The sequence below is a fragment of the Bacillus sp. 522_BSPC genome (genome assembly GCF_001076885.1).
GTDB lineage: Bacteria > Bacillota > Bacilli > Bacillales > Cytobacillaceae > Niallia > Niallia hominis.
The window spans coordinates 47,442-60,985 of sequence record NZ_JVDT01000149.1 but is presented as its reverse complement, the minus strand read 5'-3'; the positions used below and the strand labels follow the sequence as shown (position 1 = coordinate 60,985).

The 13,544-nt window shown below is 35.7% G+C and carries 13 protein-coding genes; 1 reads left to right on the top strand and 12 read right to left on the bottom strand.

Going from position 1 to position 13,544, the window contains the following annotated elements:
* Nucleotides 1–82: 82 nt before the first annotated feature.
* From dinG to ADJ83_RS11855, 11 genes are all read right to left on the bottom strand, one after another.
* On the bottom strand, nucleotides 83–2,866 hold the full coding sequence (gene dinG, locus ADJ83_RS11905) for an ATP-dependent DNA helicase DinG (protein WP_031538124.1): 2,784 nt from the start codon (nucleotides 2,864–2,866) through the stop codon (nucleotides 83–85).
* A 145-nt stretch (nucleotides 2,867–3,011) separates the two neighbouring features.
* Nucleotides 3,012–3,395 (bottom strand): aspartate 1-decarboxylase, encoded by a 384-nt coding sequence (gene panD / locus ADJ83_RS11900; protein WP_031538125.1) that lies wholly within the window; start codon nucleotides 3,393–3,395, stop codon nucleotides 3,012–3,014.
* 145 nt (nucleotides 3,396–3,540) lie between these two features.
* Nucleotides 3,541–4,386, bottom strand: a complete 846-nt coding sequence (gene panC, locus ADJ83_RS11895) for a pantoate--beta-alanine ligase (RefSeq protein WP_031538126.1) — start codon at nucleotides 4,384–4,386, stop codon at nucleotides 3,541–3,543.
* The gene (gene panB, locus ADJ83_RS11890; RefSeq protein WP_031538127.1) at nucleotides 4,383–5,222 is read right to left on the bottom strand and encodes a 3-methyl-2-oxobutanoate hydroxymethyltransferase; all 840 of its coding nucleotides are present in this window, start codon (nucleotides 5,220–5,222) and stop codon (nucleotides 4,383–4,385) included. The genes panC and panB overlap by 4 nt, the downstream gene beginning before the upstream one ends.
* Before the next feature lie 234 nt (nucleotides 5,223–5,456).
* On the bottom strand, nucleotides 5,457–6,440 hold the full coding sequence (locus ADJ83_RS11885; RefSeq protein ID WP_031538129.1) for a biotin--[acetyl-CoA-carboxylase] ligase: 984 nt from the start codon (nucleotides 6,438–6,440) through the stop codon (nucleotides 5,457–5,459).
* Entirely contained in the window at nucleotides 6,413–7,633 is a 1,221-nt protein-coding gene (locus tag ADJ83_RS11880; RefSeq protein WP_031538131.1) for a CCA tRNA nucleotidyltransferase, read from the bottom strand. The genes ADJ83_RS11885 and ADJ83_RS11880 overlap by 28 nt, the downstream gene beginning before the upstream one ends.
* Nucleotides 7,617–8,771, bottom strand: coding sequence for an N-acetyl-alpha-D-glucosaminyl L-malate synthase BshA (gene bshA, locus ADJ83_RS11875; RefSeq protein WP_031538132.1), 1,155 nt, complete (start codon nucleotides 8,769–8,771; stop codon nucleotides 7,617–7,619). The genes ADJ83_RS11880 and bshA overlap by 17 nt, the downstream gene beginning before the upstream one ends.
* The gene (gene bshB1, locus ADJ83_RS11870) at nucleotides 8,768–9,511 is read right to left on the bottom strand and encodes a bacillithiol biosynthesis deacetylase BshB1 (RefSeq protein WP_048717807.1); all 744 of its coding nucleotides are present in this window, start codon (nucleotides 9,509–9,511) and stop codon (nucleotides 8,768–8,770) included. The genes bshA and bshB1 overlap by 4 nt, the downstream gene beginning before the upstream one ends.
* Nucleotides 9,468–9,902 carry a methylglyoxal synthase gene (gene mgsA, locus ADJ83_RS11865; protein ID WP_035416535.1) on the bottom strand — a complete coding sequence of 145 codons (435 nt, stop codon included), beginning with the start codon at nucleotides 9,900–9,902 and terminating at the stop codon, nucleotides 9,468–9,470. The genes bshB1 and mgsA overlap by 44 nt, the downstream gene beginning before the upstream one ends.
* 13 nt (nucleotides 9,903–9,915) lie before the next feature.
* Entirely contained in the window at nucleotides 9,916–10,716 is an 801-nt protein-coding gene (gene dapB, locus ADJ83_RS11860; RefSeq protein WP_031538320.1) for a 4-hydroxy-tetrahydrodipicolinate reductase, read from the bottom strand.
* 31 nt (nucleotides 10,717–10,747) lie between these two features.
* Nucleotides 10,748–11,077, bottom strand: a complete 330-nt coding sequence (locus tag ADJ83_RS11855; RefSeq protein WP_031538319.1) for a nucleotide pyrophosphohydrolase — start codon at nucleotides 11,075–11,077, stop codon at nucleotides 10,748–10,750.
* Between the two features lie 242 nt (nucleotides 11,078–11,319).
* On the opposite strand from ADJ83_RS11855, the gene ADJ83_RS11850 reads away from it, so the two are divergent.
* Nucleotides 11,320–12,198, top strand: a complete 879-nt coding sequence (locus ADJ83_RS11850; protein WP_031538318.1) for a YitT family protein — start codon at nucleotides 11,320–11,322, stop codon at nucleotides 12,196–12,198.
* A gap of 109 nt (nucleotides 12,199–12,307) precedes the next feature.
* On the opposite strand, the gene ADJ83_RS11845 is transcribed toward ADJ83_RS11850, so the two are convergent.
* Nucleotides 12,308–13,534: an MFS transporter gene (locus ADJ83_RS11845; RefSeq protein ID WP_031538317.1), complete on the bottom strand. Its 1,227-nt coding sequence runs from the start codon at nucleotides 13,532–13,534 to the stop codon at nucleotides 12,308–12,310.
* Between the last annotated feature and the right edge of the window lie 10 nt (nucleotides 13,535–13,544).

The window sequence follows — 13,544 nt, the reverse complement described above, 5'->3', positions numbered from 1 at the left end:
ATTATGTATACTACTTAAACACTTTATACAGGCATTCAAGAAGCAGTACTTTCTCAAACGCCTATATTCACCTTATAAAAATTTACTTTAGCCAGCTTTTGATGAATTTTACCATTTCCTGACTATTTTGTTGCTTAATTGGCACAGTAGGTATAGACTTCAGAAATGTCTCCCCATAAGTAGTTGTAACAATACGGCGATCAAAAACAATAATAAATCCTTTATCCTCTTCCGTGCGAATTAATCTACCAAATCCTTGTTTAAATCGCAAAACAGCTTCTGGAAGGCTATTTTCTATAAAAGGATTGCCTCCCTTATTCTTAATCAACTCATTTTTCGCTTCCGTTAAAGGGTCTTCAGGTGAAGAAAACGGTAATCGCACAATGATTAAACAAGTTAAATCCTCGCCAGGAATATCAATTCCTTCCCAAAAACTATTCGTACCTAATAATATTGCTTTATCATAACGCTGAAAATTACGCGTTAATCTCATTCTACTTCCATTTGTAATCCCTTGTGCCAAGATTGCGTATTCTTCTAAACAACCACTTTCTTTCATATAATCATATGTTTTTTTTAACATGTCATTTGCTGTAAAAAGAATCAGCATTCGACCTTTTGTAGCCTGTGCGATATGGATTATTTGCTCTCCGATTGTAGTAACATAATCATTTAATGATACGGAATTAACTTCTGGTACATCTGTTGGGATAAGTAATTGCACCTGTTTCTCATAATCAAATGGTGAATTAATTTGAACTTCCAGTTGGCTATTTCCTAATCCTAACCCTTTAGCATAGTATTCAAATGAATTATTTACGGTAATTGTTGCTGAAGTAAATACAACACTTTTTTTCTTATTAAAAAAGTTGTTCTGTAAAGTTTCAGCGACAGAAGTAGGTTGTGTATATATTACTGCATTGTTCGGATAATTTTTCGCATCTGTTTCCAACCATGCGATATTGTCCCCTACTCGCAAAAACATCTCCCGCAAATGATTAATATATATATACCAATCATTTAAAATCGACTCAATTCTTTCCACTATTAGCATTTGAGAAGCGCTAAACTTTCTTCCTTGTTCCTTTAATCGCTGTATTTTTTGTACTAATACTTCTCTTCCATCCTTCCAAAGAAAAATAATTCGTTCTGCAACGCTTTTGACAGCATTCCAATCTCCCATGCCACTATTAGTCTTTAATCGATAGCTTCCCCTTCCATCTCTTCTTGGTTGATTCGTTTTTTTCGCATAGCGAAGTACAGCCCGAAAAAGTTCATCTAATTCATCATGTAATCCAAGGATAAATTGATTAAACTCCCATTTCTGATGGATATTCGATTCCCCTAACAAGTTTTCTAAATGAAACATAAGTTGCTTTTGATCTGTGGTCCCAATAGCATTAATACTTAAACGCACAGCAATGTAGGAAAAACGAAATCCAAAATGCTTTGTCGTCGTTTTTTCAAAATGATGTCCTTCATCCACAATGACATACTCATAGGAAGGGAGGAGGCGTTGACCTGCTGTAAGATCTTTTAAAAGCAAAGCATGATTCGTTATAATCATATTTGCTTTTTGTGCAGCATTTCGAGTTCTTCTATAAAAATCCTTAGATGCCCATTCCTTTGAAATAGGCAGCGAAAAATTTCCGTCATTTTTTATTTTTTCCCAGTAATTGCTTCCGCCACTTGTTAAATTCAACTCATCTTTATCTCCTGTTTCTGTCTCTGTTAACCAAATTAATATTTGCATTTTTGTAAGAATAATATCATAATTATCTTCTTGCTCTTTTAAAGAAACTTCAAATTTATCTAAACTGATATAATGATTTCTACCTTTTAATAGTGTATAAGTTATAGGAAATGGAAGGATACTTTTAAGCAAGGGCAAATCTTTATGAAAAAGTTGTTCTTGTAGTTGGGTTGTAAAAGTACTGACAATTACTTGCTGTTTATTTGCGATTGAGAAATATGCAGCAGGCACTAAGTAACCAAGAGACTTTCCAACACCAGTACCAGCCTCAATAAGACCATGTCGATTGTCTGATAATGCCTGATGAACAACCTTCATCATTTCTAATTGTCCATCTCTTCTTTGATAAAAAGGAAAAGTATCCCTCATTCTTTGCTCCATTTTTTCCATATCAAAAGAAACAGAGCAATCCTTTCTTTGATCTACTATCAGATTACTAGGCAGTCTTTTAATGGTTAATCCTCGATATATCTCCCAATCATCCCGTATATATTCTATTTTTGATTGTTTTTCTTGAATAAGAGCTTGTAAATAAATATCTAAATCGCTTTTGAGCGAGGAACTTAAGAATTCTAATTGCTTTGTCGTTACTTGAGGCAGTACGTTCAGCTTCTCCAACAATAATAGCAATAGCTCTGCTGTAACATAAGCATCACTATCAGCCTGATGTGGTCTACTATGGACTATCCCTTCTTGTGCAGCAAGATCAGTTAATTTATAGCTATCTGCTGTTGGGTATAAAATTCTTGCTAATTCTACTGTATCAAGAATTGGTCCATAAAACTGCTTAAAGCCAGCCTGTTCTAGCTCTTCATTTAAAAAGGATAAATCAAATAATACATTATGGGCTACAAAATAAGCTTCCTCTAATAAAGAAACAATTTTTTCTGCAACTTCGTCAAAAATTGGTGCTGTTTCCACCATTTCATCGGTGATTCCAGTTAATTCTTCTATAAATGGCGAAATTGGTTGAAGAGGATTAAGTAAAGAAGAATATTCCTCCACTATTTTCCCGTTTTCAATAACAACTGCCGCAAATTGTATAATTCGATCCCCTTTTCTAGGAGAATTACCGTTTGTCTCCAAATCAACTACTACAAATTTGTTACTCATTACGTCCACCTCAAACTTTCAGTCATTCAAACGGTATCATAAAAATGGAAAAAGGGAAAGATGTTAGTTTTATTCTTTAAATTTTTATAAATTATAAAACCCCTACTCAAAGTGAATAGGGGTAATTTATATCAGCATTAGTAATTTACATAACTGTTTTCACTGGTTCTTGATGCAGAATGTTTATTATGCGATTATGTTCATCCATAATTGCTACTTTCGGTTGATGACTGTGTAGCTCTTCATTTGAAATATAACAATATGAAATAATGATGACAATATCCCCTACTTGTACAAGTCTTGCTGCTGCACCATTTAAGCAAATAGTGCCAGTACCTCTCTCCCCTGGGATTATATAAGTTTCCAATCTTGCACCATTATTATTATTAACAATTTGAACTTTTTCATTCGCTACCATCCCGACAGCATCTAATATATCTTCATCTATTGTAATACTACCTACATAATTTAGGTTCGCTTCCGTTACTGTTGCTCGATGGATTTTTCCGTTCATCATTACTCGAAACATTGGGTTAACCCTCCATAATATAAAGTGAAACTTTGTACCTCTATTTGGTTTCTTTCCTTCGCCACTGATGGTTAATGGAGCCATTCGGGCCTAACTTCCTCGAACTCTCCAAAAAGCCAGAGGGAGATACTTATGCGTCTTAACCTTATATTTTAAAGATAATATTATCAATTAATCTAGCCTTACTAAATTGAACGGCAATCGCAATAATAATCTCTCCCGTTAACTGCTTTACATTCTCCAATTGGGGATAGGATAGAATTTCAAAATAGTCCACTTTTCCACTAGATTCCCTTTCAATCAACTCAACTACATGCTTCTTCAATATTTCTAAATTGTCTGTCCCCTTTATTAATTCAGCTCTAGCAAAACTTAGCGATTTATAAAGAATACCTGCTTCTTGTCTTTCTGTTGGAGTAAGGCGAATATTTCTAGAACTCTTAGCTAAACCATCTTCTTCCCTTACTGTGTTAAGTGCAACTAGATTAATAGGGAAATGAAAGTTTTCAATTAATCCATCCACTATTGCAACTTGCTGAGCATCTTTCTTTCCAAAATAAACATTAGTTGGCTGTACTAAATGAAACAGCTTCGTTAGAACGGTTGCAACCCCATCAAAATGCCCAGGTCTTGAACGTCCACACAAACAATTTGTACGTCGCTCTACTTTTACGATTACAGACATTGGTTCAGGATACATTTCTTCTTCAGAAGGATGGAATAAATAATCAACCCCCTCTTCGATTGCGACCTGTTTATCATGCTCAAAGTCTCTTGGATAAGATTCCAAATCTTCATTAGGTCCAAATTGGAGGGGGTTAACAAATACACTCATTATAACTACATCATTCTGCTCTCTTGCTTTTTTTAGCAAAGCTCGATGCCCTTCATGAAGATAGCCCATCGTTGGAACAAACCCAATTGATACTTGGTCTTTTTTTAACTGTGTTGATATCTCCTGCAATTGATGTGGATTACTTAGGATGTTCATTGGCTTTTTCCTCCATATAAGCTTTTTACTTCTTCTGCTTTCATCTGAAAACTATGCTTCATTTCAGGAAATGCTCCAATTCTTACTTCAGATATATATTGATCCAACGCTAGTGAAATTGGATCATTTACGTTTGTATATTGTTTTACAAATTTCGCCACTCGATCAACACCATATGTTATGAGATCATGATATACAAGGACTTGGCCATCTGTGTCACTTCCTGCACCAATTCCAATTGTTGGTATGTCCAGTTGATCACTTACTTCTTTCGCAACTTGCATTGGAACACACTCTAGCACTATCGCAAAAGCTCCTGCAGCTTGGCATTTCAGTGCATTTTGAATAAGAAGTTTAGCCTCTTCAGAGCTTTTCCCTTGTACTTTATAACCACCTAAAACACCAACAGACTGTGGCGTTAAGCCTAAATGAGCCATAACTGGGATACCAGCATTTGTTAAACTATTTATTTGATCGATGACATCATCAGCACCCTCTAATTTCACTGCATTTGCTCCAGTTTCTTGAATTAAGCGAGTAGCGTTGATTAATGTTTCACGGTTTGATATATGATAACTCATAAATGGCATATCAATGACAATAAATGTATCTTTAGCCCCTCGTTTTACTGCTTTCCCATGATGTATCATGTCTTCCATTGTAACTGGCACTGTTGAGTCATATCCAAGAACGACCATTCCTAAAGAATCCCCTACCAATATTAAATCGGTTCCTGCTTGTTCTACTAATTTAGCAGAAGGATAATCATATGCCGTAATCATTGTAATCTTTTGGGCATTTTGTTTCATTTTAAAAAAATCTGTTGTAGTTTTCACTCATTTTCCTCCTTTAATAGGAAGAGGGAATGGCTTAATACGAAAAAAACCTTCTACAAAGAATAGAAGGATTGTCTTTATGTTTCGATTTTTCATCCCTCTGTCCTTGTCCAAATATGGATCTAGGCAGATATAATTATGGTTGTTGCACATTAAAAACAATGGTGCAGTTCATTAAGATACTGCCCGACAAATGAATTATAACAAACCAGCTAAGGGATGACTATGGGCAATTTACGTTTCCATTAAAATATCCGCTGAATAAATGGAATGTACTTCTCCTTGATCATCTTCAAGCAGTAACACCCCATCGTCTGTAATTCCTTTAGCCAGTCCAAAGATACTTCCATTTAACGTATTTGCTCTAACCTTTTGCCCTAAACTAATGGAATAGCTTTCCCATAATAGTTTTATTGGATAAAAGCCTTTTTCTAAGTAAAGAAGATATAGTTTTTCTATTTGCTTCATAATGCCTTGGATAATGATTGCTCGATCCCAACTTGTCTTTGTTTCAAGATAGATAGAAGTGGCACTGGACTGCAGCTCTTCTTCAAAATCTTCAAGCTGCTGATTTACATTTATACCGATTCCAATGATTAACGAATGCACCCTGTCACTATCAGCCTGCATTTCTGTTAGAATTCCTGTCAATTTTTTACCATTCACTAATAAATCATTTGGCCATTTGATATCAGCTTGTACTCCAGTAACATCCTGTATTCCCTGAACAACCGCTACTGCAATAAGCAATGTCAATTGCGGTGTTTTCATAATCGGAATAGCCGGCTTTAAAATAAGACTCATCCATATTCCTTTATATTTAGGAGATTGCCATTTTCTTTCTAATCTGCCCCTGCCGCCAATCTGCTCTTCTGCTACAACTAAAGTGCCTTCTACAGCCCCTTCCAAGGCAAGCTTTTGGGCAATATTCTGGGTAGAATCCACCGTTTCTTCAAAATGAATATTCCTGCCAATATAGGAGGTATTTAAACCAAACAAAATATTATCAGGAACGATTTTCTCTGGTGAGCTAATGATTCGATAACCCTTTTTTCGGACTGCTTCAAGGATAAAGCCGTCTTGTCTTAGTGCTTCGATGTGCTTCCAAATTGCTGTACGGGAACATCCTAAAAGCTTAGCAAGCGATTCACCAGATAAATACTGATTCGGGTTATTAGTAAAAGCCTCAATTAGTCCTTTTCTGATATCTGATGACATTCTCTTAGCCACTCCTTTATTACTTTCTTATCATTTTTAATTTTCCGTTCCACTACTTTTGTTTCAACAAGGGAAAGCATCTCTTTTATCCATGGTCCTGCTTGTTTTTTCGTCCATAATAAAAGGTCATTTCCGCTAATAGCCAGCTCTTCCTTTTTTTTGATTGGCAGCTTTCTATATTGTTCTTCTAATAGAGAGATATTTGGATTAATTTCTTGATTTTTTAGAAGCTGATATATTTTCTCCGTACTAACTGCGATAGATATTGTAGCAAAATAAAGCGAATGATTAGTCCAGGTGACCATTTTCTCTCTTTCTAAAAACCAATAGATTATTTTTTGGATATGCCGTATTTGTTTAACTGGTAGCTTCCAAGCACGCAAAAATGATTCTATTTGCTGTTTTTCTTTTATTTCAATGGATAATAATAATAAAACAGCCCATTTTTCAAGTAAATCAAGCTGAGACAGAGAGATATTCACAAACTTAGTGAGCCCTTCTTTACTAGATGCAAGCATCGGCAAAAATGTATACATCTTTGTTTCAAGCAATATAGCTAGAGCATCAGAACACCATTTCCCCTGTAAAAGCTTTTCAAATTCAGTAGTAATTCTCTCCACTGCTATCTTAGAAAGAAGATGCTTATTTTTGATAATGCCTATTAACGTCTCCTCCTCCAACTGAAAGCCTAAGGTACTAACGAATCGAATCCCTCGCATGATTCTTAATGCATCTTCCTGAAACCGCTCATTCGCATTACCAACTGTTTTAATTTCCTTCTGTCTTAAAGCTTCCTGGCTATTAAAAAAATCAATAATACGTCCTTCTTTATTCATCGCTATCGCATTTATCGTAAAATCCCGACGTTTTAAATCTTCTTTTAATTCGCGAACAAACAACACCTTTTCTGGTCTTCGATAATCAACATAAGTAGATTCGGTTCGAAAGGTCGTTATTTCGTATGTATGATTTTTCCATACTACCATTACTGTTCCGTGTGCAATTCCAACATCGATAGTATGGGAAAATATCGTTTTAATTTCATCAGGTGTTGCGGAGGTAGCAATATCTATATCATTAATTTGTTTGTTTAATAGATAATCTCTAACTGCTCCCCCAACAAAATAAGCTTCGAAGCCTGCACTCTCAATTCTCTCCATTATGGGAATAGCGTCATTAAAAGGCTTGATCATTCGTTCCACCAGTTTCTAGAATTGATTTATAAATCTCCACATATTGGTCAACAATAATATCTGCACGGAAATAATCTCTTACTCTTGAAAGAGAATTTTTAGAGAATCTAGCATGTTTTTTACTATCTGATAAAAGATTTACCGAATGCTTAGCAATATCCTCTACATCACCTAGTTCACAAATAAAACCAGTCTCATTTGGAACGATTACTTCTGGAATGCCGCCGACATTCGTTCCTATAACCGGCACTCCACATGCCATCGCCTCTAATGCTACTAAGCCAAAGCTTTCTTTTTCAGAAAGAAGTAGCATTAAGTCACTTAGCGAATACAGCTCCTCTAGATTTTCTTGTTTTCCAAGGAACAAAACTTTCTCTCTTAATTGCAGTTCATCCACCAGTTTTGTTACTTTAGACATTTCAGGACCATCTCCAACAAGCAGTAGTCTTGATGGAATTTGATCTGAAATTCGTTTAAATGCTTTGACGACATCCGTTACTCTTTTAACTCCTCTAAAATTAGATACATGTATGATGACTTTTTCATTCATTGAAATAGCCAATTCTTTTTTCAAATGACTAGCATCTACCTTACGATACACTCTTTCATCAATAAAATTATAAACAGGGACAATTTCTTTATTTGGTTCAATTACTTCATGCGTTTGGGCAATTAAAGAATTCGAAACAGCTGTTACAAGGTCTGATTTTTCAATCCCGAACCGAATGCCTGTTGCTAGTGAAGGATCATACCCTAATACGGTGATATCTGTACCGTGTAGAGTTGTCACTATCTTTACATCTCTATTGCTCATTTGTTTTGCTAATATGGCACAAACAGCGTGAGGAATTGCATAGTGTACATGAAGCAAATCTAATTCTTCTCGATTAATAACTTCTGCCATTTTACTACTCAGTGCTAAATCATATGGTGGATATTGAAAAACAGCATATTGATTTACTTCTACTTGATGATAGTAAATGTTTGGATACATTTTATTTAACCGAAATGGTATGCTCGAGGAGATAAAGTGTATTTCATGTCCTCTCTCCGCCAGCATTTTCCCTAATTCTGTTGCAATAACACCTGAACCACCAACAGTTGGATAGCAGGTAATGCCAATTTTTAATTTTTTCATATGTCTCCACCTAATAAATCTTGATTTAATAATATTGGCTTTGATTTAATAAAGCCTTCCGCATAGGTTACGCCGACTTCTTTTCCAAAAAGTTTTTCTCTTGCCTCGATGGTGTCAATATAGCCATTTGTTAACGGAGTGTCTACACTGTCTTTCCCTTTAACAAATTGGCTTTGATAACAATTTAAACTTGCTTCTTTATGTTTCATAAACTCACTTGTATCAATCACAAAATCTGGTTTATGAAAACCATTTATCATATAATAGTATACATTTTGAACTTTATGTGGATCTGTGTTATTAGCGTGATAATTACGAATGCCTGCTGAAAAAACCGCTTCTTTCACGATTTTTGTACAGTTCCCATGATCCGGATGCCGGTCTTCCCAATAAGGGGAGAAAACTAGCTTAGGTTTGTAGGAGCGAATTACCTCTACTACCTTTTGAATGGCTTTCTCCTCCACATATAAACCTCTATCAGGAAAATCTAAGGTTATTCTATCGAAAAGCCCCAACACTTTTCCAGCTTCCTTTGCTTCTTGTTTACGTCTTTCAACCGTTCCATTTGAAGAAAGGTCGCTTTCTGTCAAATCACAAATGACTATTTTTTTCCCTGATGCTGCATATTTAGCGATTGTTGCACCCATGCCGATTTCCACATCATCTGCATGTGCACCAAAAGCAAGTATATCTATATTAGTTATCTTCGAGTTTTTTTGCCACTGGTTCTGTCTTTCCATGAACTATTTTTCTCCAATCTATATCGCCTTGCTCGAGTCCTCTAATTAATACTTCTCCGGTTCCCATATTTGTTGCAAGAGGGACAGAATAAACATCACATAAGCGGATTAATGCTGTTACATCTGGTTCATGTGGCTGTGCTGTTAATGGATCTCGGAAGAAAAACACCATGTCCATATCATTATTAGCAATGTATGAACCTATTTCTTGATCTCCTCCGAGCGGTCCTGAATGAAAACGATGTACTTCTAATCCGGTTGCTTCCTGAATTCTTGCACCTGTTGTTCCTGTTGCATATAAAGCATGCTTTTCAAATATCTTTTTATAGGCAACAACAAAAGCTACCATATCATTTTTCTTTTTATCATGAGCAATTAATGCAATGTTCATCCTTATTCCACTCCTATTCCATAATATTTTCTAAGCCATAGATCAGTACATTAATTTTTAATACCTCTTCTACTGCAAATTTAACGCCTGACATAAATGATGTACGATTATAGGAATCATGTCTAATTGTTAAGGATTCTCCTTCTGCTCCGAACATTACTTGTTGATGAGCAATTAAACCTGGTAACCTAGTAGAATGGATGCGCATACCATCAAAGTCAGCTCCTCTAGCTCCTTGTATTGTTTCCTTCTCATCTGGATGTCCCTGTTTTTTACTTTCTCGTACTTCAGCAATAAGTTCTGCTGTTTTCACTGCGGTACCTGATGGTGCATCTAGCTTTTGATCATGATGCATTTCCATAATCTCTACATCTGCAAAGTATCGTGCTGCCATTTTAGAAAATTTCATCATTAAAACAGCACCTAAAGCGAAGTTTGGAGCAATAATACAGCCGCGGTTCATTTCTTCACATAATCCTTCTAACTCTTCCAAGTTTTCCTTTGTAAAACCGGTTGTTCCAACTACTGGTCTAACGCCATAGCTTAGAGCTGTTTTCGCATGATGCATACCAAATTCAGGTGTAGTCAAATCAATGAGTACATCTGGCTTTTCTGTTTGTAAACAAGCTTCAATATCCGTATAAATTGGGACATCATAGGAAGAAAAGCCTTCAATCTCTTTTAAGCTTTTCCCTTCATGTTTATGATCTAAAACAGCAACAAGCTCAAATTGCTCTGTTCTTCCTGTTAAATACACAGCTTCTTTTCCCATTCTACCTCTTGGGCCAGCTATTACGATTTTTACTTTATTCAATGTATAATCTCCTTACTTTTATGTATTTTCTTTAGTCTTTTCTTGTCCATCTGTCTTTATCTCGTGTATTAAATTTATGCATGACACGATCATGCGCTTCCTCCAAATCAATATTTAGAGAATTCGCTAGACAGGTTAATACAAATAGCATATCACCAATCTCGTCGGTAATTTCCTTTTCCGTCTCTGACTCTTTTTTGGGCTTCTCTCCATAGTAGTGATTTACTTCTCTTGCTAATTCTCCTAGCTCCTCGGTAAGACGAGCAAGCATTGCTAACGGACTAAAGTAGCCCTCTTTAAATTGACCAATGTATTCATCAACTTCTCTTTGTATATCTTTTACTGTTTTTTCTCGATTCAATATAGACACCTCTTACGTCAATAAGTAATCTTATCCAATTCCATGTTAGCTAATCTGCTCCATTTTTACAAACATTTTTAACGAAGATATGCTTAGATTTAACAAGTATTAAACTTTTACTCGTTTTCTGTTTGTTATTCTTTCTTGAATTTTTTCTCCTCCATTGCCCATCTGAATGTGATTCGATATAATGGATACGCTAATAGCAATGTAATTGTACATAGAGAAAGTAGGCTGAGTTGATGTTTAAAGGTATCAAAATTAAAAATGTCTTATTTATTCTATTAGGATCTGCCATTTTTTCCTTTGGAATTGTTCATTTTAATATGCAAAATAATTTGGCTGAAGGTGGTTTTACCGGTATTACCCTTCTATTATATGCATTATGGAATTGGGATCCTTCCATAACAAATCTACTGCTTAATATCCCCTTATTTCTGATTGGATGGAAGCTATTAGGGAAGAATGTATTCATTTATACTATCATCGGAACGGTAGCGGTATCGATTTTCCTTTGGTTTTTCCAGCTTCCAAGGATTCAATTAGAAATTCCTCTAACAGAGGATCTAACTTTGGCTGCATTATTTGCTGGTACATTTATCGGTGTAGGCTTAGGAATCATCTTCCGTTATGGTGGGACTACAGGTGGCGTAGATATTATTGCTAGATTAGGCTTTAAATATTATGGATGGAGTATGGGAAAGACCATGTTCGTTTTTGACTTTTGTGTCATTACCCTGTCCCTTTTGACCTACTTATCCTATAGGGAAGCAATGTATACATTAGTTGCCGTTTTTGTTGGGACCAGAGTTATTGACTTTCTTCAAGAAGGGGCATATGCCGCAAGGGGAGCAATGATTATTTCTGACTCAAATACTGAGATTGCCAATAAAATAATGCTTGAAATGGATCGTGGTGTCACGGTATTAAAAGGTCATGGTTCTTTCACAAAACAAGATCGAGAAGTACTATATTGTGTTGTAGCGAAAACAGAAATTGTTCGCTTAAAAAGTATCATCACAAGCATTGATCCACATGCTTTTGTATCCGTAAGTGTCGTGCATGATGTAATGGGAGAAGGCTTTACTTTGGATGAGTATAAACAACCACTCGAAAAATAACCAAAAAAAAATGTATTCTTTTCGCATTTCTTTTTTCAAAGGTAAATGCAAAAAGGAATACATTTTTTTATAAATTTCATACATACCTCCATTTAACGAAAAAGGTTGCTTATTTTAAAGCAGAATGAATTTCCGTAACACGTTTATCACTCGGCAATAAATAAGTTAATATTCCTAGCAGCGGCAGCAAACTACAGATAATCATAATGGCTTGTAAACTAAACGTATCTCCTATCACTCCGAAAATCACTCCACCTAGAGCCCCCATTCCAAATGCTAAACCTACAATTAACCCTGATACTAGGCCAATCATGCCGGGAAGCAGCTCTTGTGCATAAACAACAGTCACACTAAAGCTAGACTGTAATATAAATCCGATAATAAACAATAAAGGTCCAATCAGCCAAAAAGGCATATGTGGCAAAAGCAGTGCAAATGGAGCAGAACCAACTAATGAAAATAGAAGAATGGTTCTTTTACCAAAACGATCTGCTAGCGGTCCACCTAAAAAAGTTCCAATTACACCAGCAAGTAAAAATATAAAAACAAAAATTTGCGCATTTTCAATACTTAGTCCAAACTTTTCGATTAAATAAAAATGGAGAAAATTACTGATTCCAGCTCCATACCACGACCGAGCAAATACAAGAAAAATTAGTAAGCATATAGCAACAATAATTTCTTTATTTACAATAAATTCGCGTTTGGCCTGCTGTTTTTTTTGTGGGTTTCTACTATATAATTCTTTTTTATACCAATTTGACACTTGGAATAACACGATCATGCCTAAAGTTGCTAAAAGTGTAAACCAAATAGTCCCGAATTGGCCTGTACGAACAAAGATAACAGCTGTAAATACTGGTGCTAAAGACTGACCAGCATTTCCACCTACTTGATAAATGGATTGTGCAAGGCCTCTTTTGGGACCAGCCGCCATATAGGAAACTCGTGAACCTTCTGGATGAAAAATGGCGGAACCAAACCCGATAAATAATACCGATAATAAGACAAGATAAAAATTAGGAGCAAGGGAAAGCCCGAGCATCCCGATTAAGCTTGAAAACATCGCAATTGGCAATAGATATGGTGCAGGCTTTTTATCTGCAAGCACGCCAAATACTGGCTGCAAAATGGATGAAGTGATATTCAATGTAAAGGCAATCCAGCCAATTTGCGTATAATTTAACGCCATTGATTGTTGGATAACCGGAAATAAAGCAGGCACAACAGATTGCATACAATCATTTAAAAAATGCCCTAAACTTATCGCAAATAAAATCCGATAAACCGTCAACTCTTGTTGCTTTTTCCCTTGTACGTATTCAGCAGTTTGCAAATAAACCCTT